Origin of the sequence: Candidatus Mycalebacterium zealandia (genome assembly GCA_014075295.1) — a bacterium.
In the GTDB taxonomy this organism is placed as follows: domain Bacteria; phylum Desulfobacterota_D; class UBA1144; order Nemesobacterales; family Mycalebacteriaceae; genus Mycalebacterium; species Mycalebacterium zealandia.
This window is the reverse complement of record CP046180.1, coordinates 593,389-614,774: the sequence shown is the minus strand read 5'-3', so window position 1 is coordinate 614,774 and position 21,386 is coordinate 593,389. Positions and strand designations below refer to the sequence as shown.

The 21,386-nt window shown below is 49.8% G+C and carries 20 protein-coding genes and 1 tRNA gene; 5 read left to right on the top strand and 16 right to left on the bottom strand.

The window, feature by feature from the left end; all coding sequences use genetic code 11:
• The first annotated feature begins 127 nt into the window (after window positions 1-127).
• On the top strand, window positions 128-1,537 hold the full coding sequence (locus GKS04_02990) for an aspartate ammonia-lyase (protein QMU56138.1): 1,410 nt from the start codon (window positions 128-130) through the stop codon (window positions 1,535-1,537).
• A complete protein-coding gene (locus GKS04_02985) occupies window positions 1,534-1,956 on the top strand; it encodes a hypothetical protein (protein QMU56137.1) in 423 nt (140 codons plus the stop codon). The genes GKS04_02990 and GKS04_02985 overlap by 4 nt, the downstream gene beginning before the upstream one ends.
• Here the strand turns inward: GKS04_02985 and GKS04_02980 are convergent.
• The 16 genes from GKS04_02980 to GKS04_02905 form a co-directional block, all read right to left on the bottom strand.
• Window positions 1,953-3,581 carry a trypsin-like serine protease gene (locus GKS04_02980; protein QMU56136.1) on the bottom strand — a complete coding sequence of 543 codons (1,629 nt, stop codon included), beginning with the start codon at window positions 3,579-3,581 and terminating at the stop codon, window positions 1,953-1,955. The two genes, GKS04_02985 and GKS04_02980, sit on opposite strands and share 4 nt — an antisense overlap.
• Window positions 3,520-5,076 carry a phosphoenolpyruvate carboxykinase (ATP) gene (gene pckA / locus GKS04_02975; GenBank protein ID QMU56135.1) on the bottom strand — a complete coding sequence of 519 codons (1,557 nt, stop codon included), beginning with the start codon at window positions 5,074-5,076 and terminating at the stop codon, window positions 3,520-3,522. Before pckA ends, GKS04_02980 begins: the two co-directional genes overlap by 62 nt.
• Window positions 5,077-5,209: 133 nt before the next feature.
• Window positions 5,210-6,106, bottom strand: a complete 897-nt coding sequence (locus GKS04_02970; GenBank protein QMU56134.1) for an alpha/beta fold hydrolase — start codon at window positions 6,104-6,106, stop codon at window positions 5,210-5,212.
• Complete coding sequence (locus GKS04_02965; GenBank protein ID QMU56133.1) at window positions 6,106-7,017, bottom strand: alpha/beta fold hydrolase; 912 nt, start codon at window positions 7,015-7,017, stop codon at window positions 6,106-6,108. Before GKS04_02965 ends, GKS04_02970 begins: the two co-directional genes overlap by 1 nt.
• Window positions 7,010-7,744, bottom strand: coding sequence for an endonuclease III (gene nth, locus GKS04_02960; GenBank protein QMU56132.1), 735 nt, complete (start codon window positions 7,742-7,744; stop codon window positions 7,010-7,012). The genes GKS04_02965 and nth overlap by 8 nt, the downstream gene beginning before the upstream one ends.
• Window positions 7,653-7,919 (bottom strand): ferredoxin, encoded by a 267-nt coding sequence (locus GKS04_02955; GenBank protein QMU56131.1) that lies wholly within the window; start codon window positions 7,917-7,919, stop codon window positions 7,653-7,655. The genes nth and GKS04_02955 overlap by 92 nt, the downstream gene beginning before the upstream one ends.
• 31 nt (window positions 7,920-7,950) lie before the next feature.
• Window positions 7,951-8,298, bottom strand: coding sequence for a preprotein translocase subunit SecG (secG, locus tag GKS04_02950; protein QMU56130.1), 348 nt, complete (start codon window positions 8,296-8,298; stop codon window positions 7,951-7,953).
• Between the two features lie 3 nt (window positions 8,299-8,301).
• Complete coding sequence (locus tag GKS04_02945) at window positions 8,302-9,048, bottom strand: triose-phosphate isomerase (protein QMU56129.1); 747 nt, start codon at window positions 9,046-9,048, stop codon at window positions 8,302-8,304.
• Complete coding sequence (locus GKS04_02940) at window positions 9,045-10,208, bottom strand: aminotransferase class I/II-fold pyridoxal phosphate-dependent enzyme (protein QMU56128.1); 1,164 nt, start codon at window positions 10,206-10,208, stop codon at window positions 9,045-9,047. The genes GKS04_02945 and GKS04_02940 overlap by 4 nt, the downstream gene beginning before the upstream one ends.
• Complete coding sequence (locus GKS04_02935) at window positions 10,208-10,837, bottom strand: peptide deformylase (protein ID QMU56127.1); 630 nt, start codon at window positions 10,835-10,837, stop codon at window positions 10,208-10,210. Before GKS04_02935 ends, GKS04_02940 begins: the two co-directional genes overlap by 1 nt.
• A 12-nt stretch (window positions 10,838-10,849) precedes the next feature.
• A complete protein-coding gene (locus GKS04_02930; protein ID QMU56126.1) occupies window positions 10,850-11,146 on the bottom strand; it encodes an integration host factor subunit beta in 297 nt (98 codons plus the stop codon).
• A 46-nt stretch (window positions 11,147-11,192) separates the two neighbouring features.
• The gene (locus tag GKS04_02925) at window positions 11,193-12,152 is read right to left on the bottom strand and encodes a metal ABC transporter permease (GenBank protein ID QMU56125.1); all 960 of its coding nucleotides are present in this window, start codon (window positions 12,150-12,152) and stop codon (window positions 11,193-11,195) included.
• Entirely contained in the window at window positions 12,088-13,008 is a 921-nt protein-coding gene (locus tag GKS04_02920; GenBank protein QMU56124.1) for an iron chelate uptake ABC transporter family permease subunit, read from the bottom strand. Before GKS04_02920 ends, GKS04_02925 begins: the two co-directional genes overlap by 65 nt.
• A complete protein-coding gene (locus GKS04_02915; protein ID QMU56123.1) occupies window positions 12,995-13,708 on the bottom strand; it encodes an ATP-binding cassette domain-containing protein in 714 nt (237 codons plus the stop codon). The genes GKS04_02920 and GKS04_02915 overlap by 14 nt, the downstream gene beginning before the upstream one ends.
• A 22-nt stretch (window positions 13,709-13,730) precedes the next feature.
• Window positions 13,731-14,714, bottom strand: a complete 984-nt coding sequence (locus GKS04_02910; GenBank protein QMU56122.1) for a manganese transporter — start codon at window positions 14,712-14,714, stop codon at window positions 13,731-13,733.
• Window positions 14,711-15,412 carry a metal-dependent transcriptional regulator gene (locus GKS04_02905; GenBank protein ID QMU56121.1) on the bottom strand — a complete coding sequence of 234 codons (702 nt, stop codon included), beginning with the start codon at window positions 15,410-15,412 and terminating at the stop codon, window positions 14,711-14,713. Before GKS04_02905 ends, GKS04_02910 begins: the two co-directional genes overlap by 4 nt.
• Window positions 15,413-15,537: 125 nt before the next feature.
• On the opposite strand from GKS04_02905, the gene GKS04_02900 reads away from it, so the two are divergent.
• The 3 genes from GKS04_02900 to GKS04_02890 all read left to right on the top strand — a co-directional run bounded on the left by GKS04_02900 (window position 15,538) and on the right by GKS04_02890 (window position 21,385).
• Window positions 15,538-15,611, top strand: a tRNA-Arg gene (locus GKS04_02900).
• A 74-nt stretch (window positions 15,612-15,685) separates the two neighbouring features.
• Window positions 15,686-18,394, top strand: coding sequence for a hypothetical protein (locus GKS04_02895; protein QMU56120.1), 2,709 nt, complete (start codon window positions 15,686-15,688; stop codon window positions 18,392-18,394).
• Complete coding sequence (locus GKS04_02890) at window positions 18,395-21,385, top strand: AAA family ATPase (protein QMU56119.1); 2,991 nt, start codon at window positions 18,395-18,397, stop codon at window positions 21,383-21,385.
• Window position 21,386: the final 1 nt, after the last annotated feature.

The window sequence follows — 21,386 nt, the reverse complement described above, 5'->3', positions numbered from 1 at the left end:
TTGTGGCAGTAATGTAATTTCCGCTCCGCCCGTGTCAAGCGAAAATCATGCCGTATTGCGCACCGCGCCGCCGTTCAGTAGTCTAAAAATCTTACGAAAAGTTTTTTTCTCCCCGGAGGCACGGCTGATGAAAACAAAAACAAGAATTGAATCCGACTCAATGGGAAAAATGCGGGTTCCCGCAGGCGCTTATTACGGGGCGCAAACGGCAAGAGCCGTTGAAAACTTCCCGGTAAGCGGCACAACTCTTCCGCGCTCATTCACCTCAGCGGTCGGAATCATAAAATCCGCCGCCGCTCAAACCAACATGGAGCTGGGCTTGCTTGGCAAACGCGCCGGCAAAGCTATTGTTTCCGCAGCGGGCGAGGTTGTGAACGGAAAACTGGACGCGCACTTCGTTGTGGACGTTTTTCAGACCGGTTCCGGAACCTCAACAAATATGAATGCCAACGAGGTTATAGCAAACAGAGCGAATGAGATTTTAGGCGGAAAAATCGGCGACAAATCGCCCGTTCACCCCAATGATCACGTAAACATGGGACAGTCAAGCAACGACGTTATACCTTCGGCAACTCACATCTCCACGCTGATTGAAATACACGAAAAACTCCTGCCCGCGCTCGCGAAACTTGAAAAATCCCTCGCGCGCAAATCGCGCGCCTTCTCGTCCGTTGTGAAGATAGGCAGAACTCATCTTCAGGATGCGACTCCGGTAACGCTGGGACAGGAATTCGGCGGATATGCCGCGATGATTTCGCAAAGAACGCGCGATATAAAACACTCATGCGAAGGGCTGAGAGAGCTCGCGCTTGGAGGCACAGCGGTCGGCACGGGAATCAACACGCACAAAAAATTCGGATTAAAAACGGCGGCGCGCATAAGCCGCCTCGCGGGAACACGTTTTGTTGAAGCGAAAAACCACTTTGAAGCCCAGAGCGGCAGAGACGCGGTTGTACAGATGAGCGGCTCGCTGAAAACTCTTGCAACGAGTTTGATGAAAATCTCAAACGATATCCGCTGGCTCGGAAGCGGGCCCCGTTGCGGTTTCGGAGAAATAGATGTTCCCGCCGTTCAGCCCGGTTCTTCAATAATGCCCGGCAAGGTCAATCCCGTGATGGCGGAATCACTCACTCAGGTGTGCGCTCAGGTAATCGGAAATGACTCCGCGATAACAGTGGGGGGGCAGAGCGGAAACTTTGAGCTCAACGTTATGATGCCCATGATGGCGAATAACCTTCTGAACTCGGTTTCCTTGCTTTCAAACATATGCGAAGTGTTCACGGAAAAATGCGTGGACGGCATAATGGCAAACAAAGAACAGTGCGAAGAAAGTATTGAAAAAAGTCTTGCGATGTGCACAAGCCTCGCGCCCGTAATTGGATACGACTCCGCGGCTGCCATAGCGAAAGAGGCGTATGAGAAAAACAAAACCGTGAGGGAAACGGCTGAAGAAAAAAAGATACTTCCAAAAAAAGAACTGGACTCCCTGCTTGATGCGCGCGCGATGACAGGGTCTGCGTCGCTCAGGAAAAAATGAAACAAACAAGGTTTTTTACCGTGGGCAATCTTGCCGTTATTCTCACGGGAGCACTTTTAACTTTTCAAAATGTAGATGCGCACGCGGCTCAAAACGGATACAACAACCCGCTTCCCGCTTCCATACGGGAAGTAACGGACAGCCCCGGTCAATATCACAGAAAAGTAATACTGACCAAGGGGAAAATCTCATCCAAAGTGGAAACAAAACACCATAAAGGAAATGACTATACGGTATTCAAAATGGAAGATTCCGGAGGCGGCACGCCTATGCTTGTCTATTTGAGGGGAAAGCACGCGCGGCTTAAAACGGGCGACAAACTGATGGTTACCGGCAGATATTACAAAAAAAGAAGTTACATAAAATTCTTCAAACTAAAGAATGTGCTGAAAGGGCGGAAGTTTGAAGTTCTGGGCTAAAGCCCGATGGACTCAAAAATGGGAACAACAAGGTCGGGCGACCTGTCTTTTGGAATCTGGTAAGTGGAGAGCAACGGTGCTCCGCTTTGCTTAGCTTTTCCGGACGAAAAAACAATCTGCTCACCGTGGGGATTTTCAAAAGTTATAAATTTCTCACTCGCGATTTTGGACTCAACAACCTTTACCAGATGCTTCATATTTTCTATCTTTGTTCCGTTTACTTTGCTCACTATCCAGTTCCGGGTTTCGTGATAACCGTAATTAATCTCGGACGGGAGAACCCGTATCAGAATTACGACCTCTTCTCCCGGAAACCGCTTCACGTTATGGCTGAGTTTTGAAAGCAGTTCGCTCGGCGCCTCCAGAAGCCAGCGCCGCCCCCACTCTCTCAAATAGTTGAAGGTGAGAGGGGAAAACACGCATCCGGCTAATATGTAATAACTCGGAACGGTGTAGTTTGAATTGACAAGACGCAGAGCGTCGCCGCCTTTTGTGAGCGAAATTTCAAACTCCATCTTCCTGCCGTCCCTTAAAACCTCAACCGTGATTTCTTCACCTATCTGGCGGGAATCAACCAGATATGAAAAATTTGTCCGCTCATCGCCCCTGAAATTCACCGTGCCGTCAGAAAATATCTCCACGCCGTCAACAGTCAGAAGAATGTCGCCTTTGAGAATTCCGTCATCAGCCGGAGAGCCGGGGACCACATATGTTACAAGAACTCCGCCGCCCTGATCGGAAACAAGTTTTTTCTTCCTCAAGTCCGGATTCTGTGCAATCTGCGCGACTATTCCAAGAACGGGAAATCCATCGTATGAGCCGTCTTTGATGTCGTCAAGAAAATGGTCTATCACCGGCGCGGGAGCCATGTATCCGATGTTTTCAGACCTGCCCCTGTGTAGCGCCTGAATTACAATTCCCACAAGCTCTCCCTTGACAATAACGGGGCCGCCGCTGTTGCCGGGATTGATTGGAGCATCTACTTGCGACATAAGAAGCTGGTAAACGCTGTGAGAGTAAATTTCATGCTCCACGCGCGACACAATTCCACGCGTAACGCTCAAAGTCTCGCCGCCTATGGGAAACCCGTAAACCGCCACTTCGTCCTGAGTGTGAACAAGGTTGCGTCTTATTTGCACTGGCTTTGTGTCTTCAAAAAACTCTCTTTTTTTGACGGTAAGAATCGCCAAATCGGCTTCATGAGAGATGAAAAGCAAGTCAGCGGTGTATTTGTTAGGGTCGCCGAATTTGCTCACGTGGATAAACGCGGCATGCGAAACCACGTGCGCGCTTGTCAGAATATGAGAACGCGAAATTATGCAGCCGGAGCCGAAATGCGAAGAAGGTTTATTGACTATCCACGGCTGTTTATAAGACGGAATTGTTTTTTGAACATGAATCCGCACAACCGATTTCTTTATTGAAGAATCGTCTCGCGCCAGCGCGCCGTGAAGGGGAAATATTGAAAGAAGAAAAACAGGTATTACAAAGAAAACCAATGCGCGAACAGAAAAATTTTGCCGAAATTGTGTGAAAAACCGGAACCCGCCACCGGATGTAAAACTATTTAAACTTGAGCAATTCATGTGCAAATTTGTCTTTGAGTTCCGTCGCTTTTTTGTCATACTCCCTCGGACTCTTCCAACATTTTCTGGGTTGGAGCAGTTTTGAAGGAACCTTTGGACATATTTTGGGAACTTTGAGACCAAAAACCGGAACTTCAAGAAAACCGCCTTTTCCAAGTGTGCCGTCAAGCGCGGCTCTAACCAGAGCCCTTGTCTGCGGCAACGGCATTCTTTTACCGATTCCGTAGGGGCCACCGGAAATGCCCGTATTCAGAAGCCATACTTTCGCGCCGGATTTTTTCATTCTGTCTTCCAACATCTTCGCATAGAAATGAGGAGCGCGCGGCAGAAACGGCGCACCGAAACAGGAACTGAAAGTTGTCTGCGGTTCGTTAACGCCACGCTCGGTTCCGGCAACCTTCGCCGTGTATCCGAGTAGGAAAAACTCCATCGCCTGTTTTGAAGTCAGTTTTGAGATTGGAGGAAGAACGCCAAACGCATCGTATGTGAGCATAAAAATATTTTTCGGAGTCTTTCCGAATCCGCTCTCCACGATTCCGGGCAGAGCGTCTATCTCGTAGGCAACCCTTGTGTTTTCAGTGTGTTTGGAACTGTTGAAATCAATCTCGCGGTTCCTCTCGTCAATCTCAACATTTTCAAGGATTGAGCCGAAACGCATGGAGGCCGAGTAAATTTCGGGCTCAGTTTCGGGATTGAGCCGTATTGCTTTGGCGTAACATCCGCCTTCAAAATTGAAAACTCCTCCGGTAAACCAGCCGTGCTCATCGTCTCCTATCAGTTTGCGTTCGGGGTCGGCGGAAAGAGTTGTCTTCCCGGTTCCCGAAAGTCCGAAAAAAAGCGCTGAATCACCCTTTTTCCCTACATTGGCCGAGCAATGCATCGGAAATACGCCCTTGTCGGGAAGCAGAAAGTTAAGCATCGTGAAAATGGATTTCTTCATCTCTCCGGCATATTGAGTTCCGCCGATTAGCGCGATTTTCTTTTTAAGATTTAGAATCACAAAGGTTTCAGAATTCGTGCCATCCTTTCCGGGATTAGCCTTGCATCCGGGCACACAAAGAACCGTAAAGTCCGTTTTTTTGCCTGAAGGTTTTGGGGATCTGACAAACAGGTTGTTTACAAAGATGTTGTGCCACGCGAATTCATTTATAACCCTGACTGAAGAACGGTATTTAGGATGAGAACAGACCGCAAGGTCTCGCACGAAAACATCTTTTTTTGACAGGTATTTGGCGGCTTTCTTGTAGAGCGCGTCAAACTTTGTGGGGCTGATGGACTGATTGACTTTGCCCCAGTTTACGGATTTTTCCGTATATGAATCTCTTACAATAAAGCGGTCAAGAGGAGAACGCCCGGTGTGCTTTCCAGTGTAGGCGACAAGTCCGCCGCCGGTTGCGAGAAAGGCTTCTTTTCTGCGAAGCGCCTCCTCGTAAAGTTCGGGAACAGTCAAGTTCGCAAACACGCGCCCGGAGGTTTGAACACCGTTCGGCGCAAGGAAATTTGCCGGAGATTTTGTTTTGCTTCTTGTTGCCATAACCGTAAAGCCACAACACACACTTGTCAGAGTTTCTTTCCTATAAATTCCGTACTATACCGGCGACTCCGCCGCAGACTCGGGAAAAATATATTATGGAAAACAATTTTGCAATATGTGTTTTTGAAGAAATTCACCCTTCGTGTCTCTTTATCCACCTGTCCATGACATCGGCGCAATATTCCGGATTTTCCAAACAGTCATGCCCAGCGTCCGGTATGTACTCAATCTCAACGTCGCTGTTTCCAGATTTGTTCAAAATGTCCTTCAATTTCTCCGGCTCGCCCGCGAAAACTATGTCGTCATTTGCTCCGTTGATAAAAAGCACGGGCGCGGCAACAGCCCCTATGATGTTTTTTGTCTTGGCGCGCTCGGCATCCGGACCTCTCATAAACCACCATGTTTTATAAGTGAACATCTCAACATCCACCGGAGCAAGAGACTCTCCCCACGCTCTGTAAACGACAAAAATCTGATCGTTTTTGGACGTTTCGGGGTCAGGCTTCAAAACCGATTTCGCCTTTTTATAAATATCGTTATACCCGGGTATACTGCCCCACTTGTCCAGCCGGCTTTTTTGCGACTCGGGAAGAGACGGTGAGCACCCTTCAAGAATCAACCCCTTCACCGGAGAATCCGGGCGGCGTTCCATGTAGTCAACCGCTATGTTTGCCCCCATGCTGTATCCCATAATGTAGATATTCTCAAAACCCTCTTTGCTCAAAACCTCAACCGAGCATTCCACATCCTCCCACGCCTTGTCAAAAATGCCCGTTCCAAATATCTGCCCCATAAATGCCATGCGCGTGTTTATTGAAAACGTTGAATACCCCCGTTCAAGCATAACGGAGGGGAAAATTTTCGGAGTTCCCCGCGCAAGGAAGTTGCCTAGAACCCCATGTATGTTGATGATGACGGGAATTCGGCACAAAACATCTTCGTTTTTCACCGCCGGAGTGGTAAGAAGAGAGTCAATTTCAAAACCGTCTCGCGCTTTATAACTGAGAAGCTGTCGCCGTTGAAAACCCATCAGTTGCCGGTTCTTCTCCGCAGCCAGTTTGTGATAATCTCGCCCAATTCGTCCTCTTTGCCTTCAAGCGTGTGCCCGGCGTTGAGGAAAAACGCGGACACATCATTGTTGCCCGCTTCAGTCGCCGTTTGACACAGGTCGTGTGTTTCGTTCGGATACACAATTTTGTCATCCCAGCCCTGAATCAGCAACGTAGGCACTTTGATGTTCTCTATCTGTTTGTAGGTTTTTGTGCTTGTGGCTTCGGGACCTGCGAGAAACCACCAGGTTTTGTAGGTGTATATCTCACAGTGTTCGGGGCTGAAACTGTCGCCGCGCGCTTTGTGGATTATAATTGTGCGGTCTCTGGTTGAATTCATCGGGTCGGAACCCAGAATCTCTTTGGCTTCCTCATAAATTTGATCATAAGACGGACTGCTCTGCCATTTGTCCCATCTTCTTTTTATGGAGTCCGGCATTGAATACGGAGTGGCGATCGCTATCATTCCGCTCAAAGCGTCCGCCTCTTTTGTTCCCGCTTTGGACGACACGTATCTGACGGCAATACAGCCGCCGAGGCTGTAACCCGAAATTATGATTTTGTCATAACCCATTTCGCGTAGGAATTTGATAACGCCGTCTATCTGCGGAATTGTGCTGTTCACTATTCCGTAGCCGAAAAACAGGCTGAAATTTGAAAGGCGCGTATTAATGGCTATGGATGAATATCCGGCTTTGGCAAGAATTGGGGGTAGAAACCTCTGGCTTCCCTCAAGAAAATTGCCCAGAAACCCGTGAACATGGATGATAACAGGCTCTTTGCCATATCCACCGTTTTCACACTTGTAGAAAAGGGCGTTAACATTTCCACCCTCGGTGGGAATTGTTATGAGTTCCTGAACCGAAGTGTCCGCACCGGAGTTTTCAATCATTTTTTCCGCTCCATACGCAAAATTCAGAAACTCCGCATCTGGTACAAAGAGGCGCGCGCGATTTGCAAATCTGCCTTCCGTGTTCGCCCAAAGAGTTTGAAAAAAATGTCCAGTCTTTTCGCGGCACAAGCGCCATCAGGTCTTTTTCTATGCCTTCGGCGGTGTTTTTTGAACTCATTCCGAGCCTTCGGGAAAGACGGGTTATGTGTGTGTCAACAATGATGCCGGGCTTACCGAACCAGTTTCCGAGAACCACATTGGCGGTTTTCCTGCCTATTCCGGGCAGTGCTTTAAGTTCTTCCATTGTGTCGGGAACCGCATCGCCGTGTTTGTCGGCAATTCCTTTACAGCAACCAATTATTGATTTCGTTTTGTTTTTATAAAACCCCGCGCTGAAAATATCCTTTTCCAGTTCGGAGCCTTTCGCGCTCGCAAAACTGGCGACGTCAGGATATTTTTTGAAAAGCCCCGGAGTGATTTCATTAACCCTCTTGTCCGTGCACTGAGCCGAAAGGATTGAACCGATAAGCAGTTCAAACGCGGAGTTGTAGTTCAAATGACAGCGGACGTCAGGATATTGTTTTTTAAGAAAAACCGAGACGCGTGAAACTTTTTCCTTGACGGGGTTGGATTTATCAGTCTTTTGTGGCGGGCTTGAGATCCTTTTTCCCCTCAAAGAAATCGCTGTTCTCTTTGATAAACTTATGCCATTTTTCAGGGACTTCATCTTCATGGAAAATAGCGTCCACCGGACACGGGTCAACGCATGCTCCGCAATCAATGCACTCATTGGGCTCAATAAACAACTGCTCATCCCCTTCGTATATGCAATCCACGGGGCAAGCTTCAACACACGATTTGTCCTTAACGTCAATGCACGGTTCTGCAATTATATACGGCATAAAAACCTCTCCTTTATATCTCCGCCTTTCCCTATTTGGAACTCTCTCCGGATGCGCCTTCCTCTGCGGGCGCTGTCGAACCGTCAAATTCAATCATCTGGCTCTGAGGAACCGAGCCATCAAAAACTGATTCTGATGACTGCGTGAAAGAAATATATCCAAGCAGAAGCGATGTGGACACAAAAACAATCGCCATAAATCTGGTTGCTTTTGATAGAAACGGGGTCGCTCCGCCCGCTCCGAAAACGGATTCAGACGTTCCGCCGCCGAAAACGGTTCCCAACTCGTCCGTTCCACTCGGCTGAATGAGAATGACAACTATCATTATCAAAGCCACAACAATGTGGACGGTTTCTATAAAGGGCGTTAAAACTTCCATTTTTCAATCCGCCAAAGACGCCTCTATTATGCTGACAAATGATTCCAATTCAAGACTTGCCGTTCCCACAAGCATGCCGTCCACTCCTTGAACGCGGGCAATCTCCGAGGCATTTCCGGGATTTATACTGCCTCCGTATAAAATCTTGATGCCGTCTGAATCCGCTCCGAAAATGCCGCCAAGAACATCTCTCATGAAAATATGCATCTCCTCTATATCCCCGGATTTCGCGTTATTTCCGGTTCCAATCGCCCACACGGGCTCATATGCGACGGTTGTCAGACCGGGCGGAACGCCCTTGAGCGCGGAAGTTAACTGTTGACGCACAACATCTTTTTCTTTTCCGTCAATTCTTTGCGAATCGGTCTCGCCAACACACAGCAACACTCCCATTCCGTTTCTAACAACAGCATGTGTTTTTTTCGCCACAAGTTCATCGCTCTCGCCAAAAATGTGCCGCCTTTCCGAATGCCCCGCGATTACCATTGCGCATCCCAAATCCGCAAGCATCACGCAGGAAACTTCTCCGGTGTAAGCGCCGCTGTTTTCGTAAAAAACATCCTGCGCTCCAACCGTCATTCCCTTTCCGTCCACCTCTTTCGCAACTGCCTCAATCGCAGTAAAAGGCGGAAACAAGGTGATTTCGCAGTCCGAATTTGAAAACTTTCCGGCAAAAACGCGGGTAAAATCCGTAGCTTCGGCGCGCGTTTTGTTCATTTTCCAGTTCGCCGCGATAAGTTTTTTTCTCATAATGTTTTTTGCAAATAATCCACGATTCGGGTTATCCCCTCGTTGATTTTATCAATCCCCGTTGCGTATGAAAAGCGCAAGTGCCCCTCACCTTCACGGCCGAAATCAAAACCCGGCGTGACGGCAACATGGGTTTTCTCAAGAATGTTGGACGCGACCCGGCGCGAATCGGTGTTTTTACCGGGAATCTTCACAAAAACATAAAAAGCCCCGCGCGGATCACCGCAGGGAGAAATCCCGGCTTTGGAAAGCTCTTTTATCATCGCGTCTCTGCGCTTCATATAGATTGCGGCAATTTCGTCCGCTTGCGGAAAAACATATTCAACGGCCGCTTCCCCCCCGCGTTGAACAAACGGGTTCGCGCACAGAAAGAGGTTCTGCTGAAATTTCTGAGCGGCGCGTATAAACGGCTCCGGCGCTATCATATATCCAAGCCGCCAGCCGGTCATTGAGCACAGTTTTGAAAATCCGTTAACCGCAACCGCACGGTTTGTATGATTCAAAACCGATTTTGACTTCACGCCGTATTCAAGCCCGTGATAGATTTCATCCGATATAACGAAAATTCCGAGCGATGATATTTCGGCAAGCGTCTCTTCAATTTGAATCGCCCCGGTGGGGTTGGAGGGGGAGTTGATGATAATCGCCTTTGTTCTCGGACTTAAAACCTTTTTCAACCGCGCCATATCAATTTGATATTTCTCTTCGGCATACACGGGGACCGTAACGGGAACACCTCCCGCGGATTTAATCATTCCCGGATAGCATGCGTAGTGCGGGTCCGTAATAACAACCTCATCACCCGGATTGACAACGCAAAGCACGGCAATCAGCAGAGCGGGAGAACTGCCCGACGTTACCAACACATTGCTTGCCGTAACATTCAAGCCGTATCTCGAACAGTGTGCTTGCGCTATGCGCTCTTTTAAGGAATCAATGCCCGTGCTCGGCGCGTAAGCCGTTTCGCCGCGTTTGACCGCCTCTATCGCCGCTTCGCAAACTTCGGGCGCAGTCGGAAGGTCTGGATGCCCCACCTCAAAATGAATAACATCAATTCCCTCCTTCTCCATTCGTGCCGCCGTCTCAAGAGTCTCCATCACGTAGAAGGGCTCAAGCCCTTCGGCAAGACGGGAGAGCACAATTTCCCCCGAAGAAGCCATTATTCGTGCGCCGCGCCTTTTTTCTGTTTTTTTGCCACGGGCGCCTGCGGAGTGTCTGAAACCGCGCCGAAAACCTTGTCCATTTTTTTCAGCATCATCTGTTTTTTAAGAGCGCTCAAACGGTCAATAAAAAGCGTTCCGTCAAGGTGGTCAATCTCGTGTTGAACTATTCTCGCCGTAAACCCGCTCGCAGTCATGGAATGCTGTTTTCCGTCACGGCAAAGCCACTTGACTTCAACACTTTTGCTCCTTTTCACCCTGCCCGTAAAACCCGGAATACTGAGGCAGCCCTCGGTGTCCTCATCCATTAAGCCCGAAGATTTCTCTATGACGGGGTTTATCATCTCAATCACGGGCATTTCAACAGGCGCTTCCTCTTCCCTCAGGTCAGTGGACGCGTCTTCGTCCGCGGGAACCTCCGCAGGCTCAAAATCGCGCGTGTCAGACACAAGAACAACCCTTATGTTTTCCCCTACCTGCGGCGCGGAAAGTCCCACTCCCCGCTCATCGCGCATGGTCTCAAGCATATTGTCAAGAAGGAGGTGAATACGGCCGTCAATTTTGCCGACCGAGACGCCCTTTTTTCTCAATTTGGGATCTGGATAGCGTAGAATTTTCAGCAGAGCCATTTTCGCGCTTTTTTAAGAAGATTCCCGTTCGGAAAGGGTTTTGAAAGCATCTCTGATGCCTTTGCCCTGTCTGAAACACGGCAATTGCTTTGCCTTCACTTCAACGTTTTCGCCCGTGCGGGGGTTTCTGCCCGTGTAGGGCTTACACGCCTTGGTGTAGAAACTTCCAAAACCTCTGATTTCAACACGCGAACCGGACACAATCGCGTTTGACATGCAATCTATGATTGTGTTCAGAATCGCGTCCGCGTCAGTGGCGGAGAGACGAAACTTGTAGAATATGTTTCTGCTGATGTCGGACTTAGTCATTGCTCTATCAAATTTTAGATTAACAGCGCGTGGTGCGAACGCAAGACTAAGAGGACAATTTCCGCAGAGCTGCTTGAATCTGTTTTTCGCGTCTGCGGTTTTCAACCAAGCTTGAAACAATCCCTTTTCGAGGCGAAAAAATCAGAATCAAAATAAATACAACTCCCAAAACGGTGGTTGCGGCTCCGGCGATATTTGTATTCCACTTCACAGCCGCGTGAAACCCCGTGACCGAGCACGCCGCCGCAATCGCGGCGCTCAAAACAATTGCCCTTCCGAGCCGGTCCGTAAGAAGCAAAGCACAGCACGGCGGAGTCGCCACAAGAGCTATGAGCAGAACCGAGCCTACCGCGCCAAAAGCAACAATGCAGGTGGCGCAGACCACCGCCGAGAAAGCGGCGGAAAATACAAATTTTGAAAAACCCGCAGTTTTCGCCGCAGACTCATCAAAAGCTGACAGTTTCAACTCCTTGTAGAAAATGGCGACAAAAACGGCGCAAAGCACTGCAATCGCACCCGATGAATAAAGCGCGAACGGTCCTATGTCCGTGCCGCCAATAATGATTCTGTCAAGTGGTGCGAGCGCCAATTCTCCGAGCAGAACCGAATCAACATCCAGATGGGCGTTACCTGCGTATCCCGAAACAAGTATGACTCCGATGCTGAAAAGAAATGGGTAAACAAAAGCGATTGCCGAGTCGTTTGACATCAAGCGCAAGCGAGCGAGCGCTTCAGACGAAAAAACACTTGCAATGGCCGCCGCGAACGCTCCAAAAACAAGCAACGGAGAAGTAACGCTTCCGGTCAAAATAAAACCCGCCGCAATTCCCGGCAGGATTGAGTGACTCACGGAGTCTGTAATCATCGCCTTCTTTCTGAGAACCAGAAAAATCCCAATGGTCGCGCACGCGACCGACACAAGCGCGGCTATTATCTGTATTTCAACTTCGGGGCTCATTTTCAACCCCGGCTGATTCAAACCTCGCACGGCGCGCCAAGATGCCATTCTTCGGAGAGAACAAAATGGCCGCGAGAGCCGCCACGGTAACGCACACGACAATCGCGGGACCGGTCGGAAGGTTGTCGATTTTCCAACTTCCAATCACCCCGAGAACTCCGCCCACGGCACCGATAAGCGCCGCGAGCACGGTCATCTTGCCCATTGTGTCCGTCAAATGCCTTGCCGCGATTGCCGGAGCCACCATCATTGAGCACATCAACACAACGCCCACGGTTTCAATCCCGATTACGGTTGCGGCAACAAGAAAGGCGTTCAGAAAAAACCCGACAGCGCGCACGCTGAAGCCTGAAGACTCGGCGTATTCACGGTCAAAACACACGATTTTGATATGCTTCCAGAAAACCGCGAGAGAAAGCGCGCAGACCGCACCCATGATAAAAATGGTTTTTACGTCATCAAGCGACATCGCGCTTGCCTGACCGAACAAAAACCTGTCAAGCCCCGCCTGCCCCGAAGCGCCGGACGACTGAATGGCTGTAAGAAGAACAATGCCTACCCCAAATGAGATTGAAACACCCATCGCGAGAGCGCTGTCAAACCTGACAGCGGAAACCGAACGCGCGAGGCGCACAAAACCCACGGTCACAAACGCCGTGAGAAGCGCGCCGACAAGCAACATTGAGGGCGACTTGCCCTGCGCCACCATAAATCCCAGCGCAATGCCCGGAAGGCAGCCGTGCGAAACCGCGTCCGCAAGAAGTGTTTCCTTCCTCACAAACACGACAGTTCCGCAGGCGCCTGCGGTCAATCCGAGAAAAATCGCGCCACACACAACCACGGCAACCGTGTAGTTCGAAAACAGTTCGGAAAAAATCCACATGCGCGCCCTAACCTCCGGCACCGTAAGTCACGCCGATGTTTTCTCCGTTAAACACCTCCGAAACCGCTCCGCAGGCGACAATTTCCCTGTTTATCAACGCCGCGCGGTCAAAATAATCCGGTACGGTTTGAAGGTCATGGTGAACCACTATCATTGTTTTTCCGTTCCGACTCATCTCGCGCATAATATTCGCGATTGTTATTTCCGTAACGCTGTCAACGCCCTGAAACGGCTCGTCCATAAGATACAAATCCGCATCTTGAACAAGGGCGCGCGCCACAAAAACCCTTTGCTGTTGTCCGCCTGAAAGCTCACCTATCTGCCGGTCGGCAAACTCCTCCATCGCCGTTCTTTCAAGCGCGGCAAAGGTTTTCCGCCTCTCTATCTCTCCGGGTCTCTTCATCCAGCCCAGAGAAGCGTAGGTTCCCATCTGAACCACATCAAAAACACTGGCGGGAAAGTTCCAGTCAACGTTGCCACGCTGCGGCACGTATGCGACCGATTTTCTCAACTCGTCATAGAGTTTTCCGAAAATCCGGACTTCACCCGCGGCTCTGGGCACAAGGTTTTGAACGGCTTTTATAAGGGTGCTTTTGCCCGCTCCGTTAGGACCCACTACGGCAGTTAAAGACCCTCGCGGAACAGTCAATGAAATATTCCACAATGCGACCAATCCCGAATACGCGACAGTCAGCCCTTTGACTTCAAGTGGATTTTCCATAACTCAAAAAATCCGTCAAGTGTCAAAGGCCCGGGTCCTGAATTTTTGGCGCGGTCGCAAGCTCTCGCTCGGTGTTTGTTGAAAGAGAGCCGTAAATCACATCAACGTTGTGTTTGAACATTCCGTAAAAGGTGTCCTGCTCAGAATCCTTGCCACCAAGCGCATCCGAGTAGAGTTGCCCACCGATTTTGATTAAAACCCCTGAATATTCCACCGCCTCTTTGACCGCCTTGATATAGCGCGGGGAAACTGACGATTCGGTAAAAATCGCGGGAAGCCGGTTGTTCACAATCACGTCGACCACTCTGTGGATGTCTGAAATTGCCGCTTCCGAAGCCGTGCTGACACCTTGAAGTGCAGTTACCTCAAAGCCGTAAGCCCTGCCGAAATACGCAAACGCGTCATGCGAAGTGACTATAAACCTAAGATTTTCCGGAATGGCTGAAAACTTCCGTCTGGCGTAACCGTCAACCTCTGAAAGAGCAGCGATGTAGTCACTCGCGTTGGCCGAGTAAAAAGCGGAGTTCGCGGGATCTATTTCCGAAAGCGTACGAGCAACTGCGCGCACCGACATACTCCACAGATTCGGGTCAAACCACACATGCGGGTCGTAATTGCCCGGCACACCTGCGGAAAGCAGCATGGATTTGGGAATTTCATCGGTAACAGCAACCGTGTTGATGCCCCTTGCCCGCATTCCGTTCAGCAAATCGGAAAGTTTCCCCTCAAGGTGAAGCCCGTGATGAAAAACAACATCGGCGCGGGCGAGCGTTTTGACGTCTCCGGCGGTTGCCCTGTAAAGGTGGGGGTCAATGCCGGGCCCCATAAGCGCGGTCGTGGAAACCTTTTTGCCTCCCACATTTTTGACAATGTCATTGATAATGCCTGTTGTGGAAACAACATTTATAACGCCGTGCCGTGTTTCGTCCGCAAAATGGTGATGGGCAACAGAGGGAACGGGCGTGAAAAACAGCGCAAACGCCGAAAATAAAACCGCAAGTCTCATTGTTTACCTCCCGAGGCCCTCTTCGGCTCCGCTTGTTTTTTCTCTATGTCGGTAATGGAAATGTAAACTGCCACGTTTTTGCCGATAATGCGTTTGTGCCCGTTGACGCTGATAGTCATCGGTCCGTCAAACGGCTCTATACTCCTAACCTCAATGCTGCTGCGGGGGAAGATATCTATGTTTCCAAGATATCCCAGCAGTTCGGAATCATGGTCACTCACTTCCGCAACAACCCCTTTGTCTCCGGCTTGCAGAGTGTCCAGAGTTTCGCACTTTCTGCGTATCGGAAGAACACCGTCACGGGTTGGAATCTGCGCCCCATGCGGGTCAACCTTGGGAAATCCGAGTTTGGCATCCATTCTGTCCTCTACATCTTCGGAGATGAAATGTTCCCACTTCTCCGCCTCGGCGTGAACCCTGTCCCACGGAATTCCAAGCGCCTCCTGAAGATAAAGCTCTATGAGCCGGTGATGCCTTATCATTTCAAGTGCCACCTTCTCGCCCGCCTTGGTAAGTTTGACGCCGTGATACGGCTTGTAAACAAGCAGTTTTTTCGCGGCGAGTTTTCTTGTCATCTCAGTAACGGACGGAGATGAAACTTTCAGTTTTTCCGCTATGGCTTTAGTCGTAACCTTGTCCGAACACTCCGCCAATTCGTAAATGGTTTTCAGATAGTCCTCTGTCGTCTGGTTGAGCATCAACTCCTCCAAAATTTAGGCATGTCTAAATTTAACATAAGGCATGACTATAATACAAGTGCGGGGCATCTAAAATTTCGCGCTTTTGAACAAACAGGCGCGGACGGTTAAAGTACGCTGGAAACGTCCCCGTAGCTCAGTTGGATAGAGCACGGGATTCCTAATCCCGGGGTCGGGGGTTCAAATCCCTCCGGGGACGCAACAAGCACCACCCTTTTTTAGCAAGTTTCAATAGTTTGCCATCTGTTTTATACTCCCAAACTGGAGAGTTTGATGAAAACGGTTTCTTTTTCGGGACCGCTCGTGAGCGGCGTTTTGCGTGATTTGAAAGTTGAGCCGGGAGAGGGCGGCGACCTGCTCATTCTGCCGGACACCCCAGCCGTATGGCAGGCCCGGAAAGCGTTTGCCAACACCGATTCGGCTCCGTTCATAACCACTTTCGGCGATTTGGCGCGACGGCACAGAATCGTCGCACGCAAACGGATTCTTTCGCGCACGGGCGGAATAATTCTAATGCGCAAAGCGGTGGAACGCCTGCCCGGCGGCGCGGAAAAGCGGAAAAAATTTACCTCTCAACTGCTTGCTCTGGATGCGAGCCTGAAACAGTGCGGAATGTCCGCCGCTGAAATACTCAAAAAATCAGGAGCCGCGGGAGAAGCCGGACGCAAACTCTCCCTGCTTGAGCCCGCGCTCACCGATTTTGAAGCACAGATGAAAAAAGAGGCAATGACGGACGACACAACCGCGCTGGTTGATCTTGCGTCCGCGATAAGAGCGGGGGGGATGGATGGCATAAACGGAAACTTTCGCAGAATCATTGTGGCGGGATTTCACGCGCTTACCCCCACACATCTTAAAATTCTCTCCGCGGCTGAAGACTCCGGAATTGAAACCCTGCAAATAACAGCGGATTTGGAACAAAAATCTCCTGAAAAAAAACCGCCCGTTTTTCTCCGTTCATTTGACTTTCTCACAAATGAGGCGCACCACGCTGCGGCGAAAATCAGAAAGATGATTGACAACGGCGCGAGCCTTTCCGATTTTGCCGTGATTGTGCGTGAAACTCCCCGGCGCGCGGCGCTCATAGCAAGTATTTTTGAACGAAACGGTGTTCCGGTAACCGTTCAGTCCAGAGTCAGGGTCGGCGCGGTGTCATCCATATCGGCTTTTTTGAGAGACTGTTTCGTCGTGGCTCAAAATCCGGAAGGGAGCGAGTTTGAGCGTTTTGAGGCGAACCCGGTTTTGCGACGGTTCTTTTTCGGCGCGACAAAAACGGCTGAAAAGCGGAGAGAACTCAAAAAAATGCTCGCGCCGATTAAAATCACCGTCGGCAAGCCGCTCAAGGCAAGCGCCATACTGCTAACTCTGTCTAAAATTGTGGACGCGACGGGCGCGTATCGAATTCCGGAGGGAGTTCTCGCGGTTGAAGAAGCGCGAAAACTTCTCAGAGAAGCGGTTTTTCTGTCGGAAAAATGGGACGAAAATTTCACCTCGCCCGATGACTTCACAGACTTTCTGTCAAAACTGCTCCAAAGCCGCGCGTATTCCTATAAAACCCCCGGAACCGAAGAGCACGTGCCCATTATGGACGCATTTCAAGCACGCGGGACTTCGTATCCGGTTGTGTTCATTCTTGACTGTCGGGACGGGAGTTTCCCCAAATTGGGAAGAACGGGCGGCGTGTTCAATGACGCGGAAAAACGGGCTATCAACAAACATTGCGGAGCACAAACGCTCCCGACTGACGCAGAGTTTTTGAGCGACGAACGCGCAATATGGCGGTGCGCGGTCGCGTGCGCGGAGCGGGAACTCAACATCTCCTTCCCCCGCAACGCCGAAGACACAGGCAATGAAAACGCCCCTTCTCTGTTTATCAAGGAACTTGAGCAAACCCATGTGGTTGAGGAGATTGAACCGGACACGGGCGAAAATCCGTATTGTGCGGAAATCACGCGGGCGCGTGAGTTCGAGAACAACAGGAAAATTCCGGACAAACTTAAAAAACTTCTCAGAGAAAACGACCCGCTTTCCACCCTTGCGGAGATGGCGGAGCGCGGAGCCGCCGCCGAGAATGAACGGTTGATGGAAAACGGAGTGTTTGGAAAATTTGAAGGGATTGTCACAAAAACCGAAGACGATTGGTGGAAAAATCTGCGCGTTACTGAAATTGAAAAATTCGGCGGATGTCCTTTTCAGTTTTTCTGCTCAAAGGCACTTAAAATAAAAGAAAAAGAGACGGAAACGGAAATCCCGTCCGCGATGGACACGGGAACCCTTTATCACGACGCTCTCAAACATATTTTTTCCTCCGACGGCATGGTGTGGAAAGACGATGAAAAAACCCATACGGCTCTTTGCGTGTTTCTTGACAATGAAGAAACAAAAAAACGGCACTGCAAAACGCCGGATGCGGTGTGGGAGTTGCAAAAAGAACGGGTGCGGTTTCTGGTCGGAGGGTTTATCAGCCGCGAAAAACACAGAATTGTGGAAAAAGGTGTAACACCTGAATTTTTTGAGCGGGAAATTGAGATGGAAATTGAACAGGCAAAAATCACGGGAAGGGTTGACAGAGTGGACAGGGACAAAGACGGCCGCTTACACGTGGTTGATTACAAAAAGGGGTCTCTGCCGCAAAAAATCTGCGACCGCAAAACCCTGCAAGTCCCTCTCTATCTCGCGGCAATCTCCTCGGAATTGAAAACCGCCGCAGGTTGGGGCTCTTACCTCTCGGTGGAAAAATCGAAGACTGTTGAAAAAAATGCGGACAAAGACAACATTCTTGAAAAAGCGGCCGCTCTCGCAGCACTCAACATCAAACTTATAAAAAGCGGATTTTTCCCCGCGGTGCCTGGTTACAAACCGGACAATTTTCCGCGCGGCGAAAATCCGGTAATTCTGAAAAAAGAGCGGGGATGCGATTTTTGTTCATATTCGGACATCTGCAGAATCAAGGAAAGCGCGGTGCGCTCTGCGGAGGAATAAGTGGCTGAGAGAATTGAAAGTCTTCTGAGTCTTAATGATGAACAGACGCGCGTTTTGCGCTCGTGCGCAAATCGCGTGGTGGTGTGTGCCGGAGCCGGGTCGGGCAAAACGCGTCTTCTCGTGGCACGGTTCCTCGCCGAACTGGAATCAGGGGATTCTAACATCGACATGGTCGCGGCAATAACATTCACCGAAAACGCCGCGGCTGAATTGCGCGCGCGAATCGCGCACGAAATGGACAACTACATAAAACAGTTCGGCGAAAAAGGGAATCTCACAAAAGACGCGCGCGGAAATATCGCGCGCGCTCAAATCAGCACAATTCACGGCCTCGCGTCCGGGATTTTCAGAGAAAACCTCTTTGACACCGATTTCACTTCAGGATTTGAAATCTCAAAGAAAGTCGACTCGGACGAGGCGTTGAAAAAAGCCGTTCTCAAAACAATTTTGAATCTGCGCACAACGAAAGGAGAAAAGTCCGAAGCACTTAACAAACTGCTTGAAAATGAACAGTTCAATCTGGATGTGATTACGGAAAACCTGCGTCTTACAGTTCTAAGCGCAATGGAAAAACATCTTCCGCACCCCTTCAAAACGCCCATTGAGAGCGCCCCCGAAAATGACCCGCGCGCGGCGTTGCGGGAAGCGTTTAATTGTCCGGAAGGCATGACTTTTGCATCTTCACATGCGCGAAAACGTTTTGAGAACGCAAAAGCGCTTGTCGATGATGTGAGCGGAAACGACCGGAATGACTGCCTAATCGCCGGAGAGGTGATTGAGCACATGGAAAAAATTCTGGAAATGAAAACGGTGAAAAAACACGAAAAAGAGAATTCAGAGCGCATTAAGAATGCCGCAGCCGCCGTTGCGGACTTTCTGAATAACCGATTGACCGGTTTTTACCTTTCAGTAGCCGAAGAAGTGATGAAACTCCATGAAAAAATCAAAACGGAAAACTCCGCGCTTGAATACAATGACCTGCTCACAAACACGCTGAAAATCCTCCAAACAAACCCTGCCGAAGCTTTGCGCCGGACTCAAAAATTCGGACTGATTATGGTGGACGAATTTCAGGACACGGATTCGGCGCAGTATAAAATCATCAAACTTCTCTGCGGAGAAAAAACCAAACTCATCGTGGTCGGAGACCGTTTGCAGTCCATCTACGGATTCAGGGGAGCGGAACCTGAACTGTTCGACAAAATCCTCTCCTCGGGGGACTTTGAAAAATTCAGCCTGCTGAAAAACTACAGAACCGCTCCCGAACTCGTGGAGTTCACAAACGGACTTTTCAGCAACATTTTTGACGGCTATGAAAAAACCGAAGCCGCCTCCGAACTAAACGGCGGAATGTTTGAAATGTTTGACGTTGAATCCGGAAACGCGCGGCAAACCGAAGCCGCTTCAATCGCGGAAAAAATACGCGAACTCACCTCAAAAGACGGTTACGCATTTTCCGATATAGCTCTGATATTCAGAAGAAAAACAAACATGGAAATCTACGAACGGGCATTGAGCGGGGCGGAGGTGCCATTCAAAAGAACCGACACATCGCAATTTTTCGCGCGACCGGAAATAAGAGACATGGTCTCAATGATGAGGTTTATGGCAAACCCGCTTGACAAAATCGCCGAAGCGGCGGTTTTAAGGTCGCCATTTTTCGGAATTTCCGATGAGGGGCTCGCACGATATTTTTCTGAAAAAAGCAAAACGGAAGCGGATTGCGGGGAATCTTTGCGGATATTGTCAAATGGCAAAGGAGAGCATTGCGAAGCGGCGCGGCATCTGCTTTCAGTTATTGAAAACATGGGGGAAACCGATATTTCTTCACCGCTTGAAGCGGCGCAGTTTGCGGCGTATGAACTGGGTCTCGCGGCGTGCGCTCTCGCCCTGCCCCACGGACGGCAAATTCGCGCCAACATAATAAAATTCACTGAAATATGCGCCGGGCTTACCGAAGACGGAACGGGGCTGAATGAAGCGATTGAACGGTTTGATTCTGAAAAAGATTTTCCGGACAAATCCGGAGAAGCAAACACTGAACGGGAAAACTGCGTAACGCTGATGACAAGCCACTCGGCAAAAGGACTTGAATTCCGCGTTGTGTTTCTCGCGGACACAAACTACAGGCGCCCGCCCTCAGGCAGAATCGCGGCAAGTTCGGAGCACGGCATCATGGTTTGTTACGAAAATTGCAGAGTTGGCGAATGGGAAAGAATAAAGAACGCGGGAGTGGACGAGGAGGAAAAAAGAATTCTGTATGTGACAATGACAAGAGCGGCGGACATCGCGTTCGCGCAAAGACACAAAAAACCGAGCGAAGGCAGTCTCGCGCGGATTATTGAAAACGGGCTCGCCATGATTCCTGAATTCAAAGGCGGGCACGGGACAAAGCCCGCACACAAAATGGAAACCGCGAACGAAAACGTGGACGAAAAGAAGCGCGCGCGGGGGGCGAAGGCCACGGCACAAACCCTGCGCCCGCTTTATAAAAAAGACTCCACACGCAAGGAACCCCCTAATAGATTTTGTGAACTTGCCAGAACCGAAGAGGGAGAAATTCTCCACAGATTTTTTCAAGTGTGGGATTTTTTGCCCGACTCGGTTGAAGAAACCGCGAATTTTGTAATGGACGAGTTTTTCTCAAAACGGAAAAGTTTGAAGGAAAACATAGCGTTGTGCGCAAGAAATGCTCTCCGGTCTCCACTTGGGGAAATGGCGCGCGGCGCGGTGGAACTGCGCAGAGAGTATATTTTCTCGGTTGAAAACAATGCCGGCGGCAAAACGGTCAACGGAAGAATTGATCTTCTGATTGAAACCACAGATGGCAAAACAGTTCTTGTGGACTACAAATACACGGACTCTTTTGAGGAAGAAAAATACCGGGAACAGATGGAATCCTACTGTGAAGCGATTGAGAAAATCCGGGGTAAAAAACCCGATGAGCGCTACATATGCGTTCTTCCGTCAGCGGAGTTAAAAACCGTTTAGG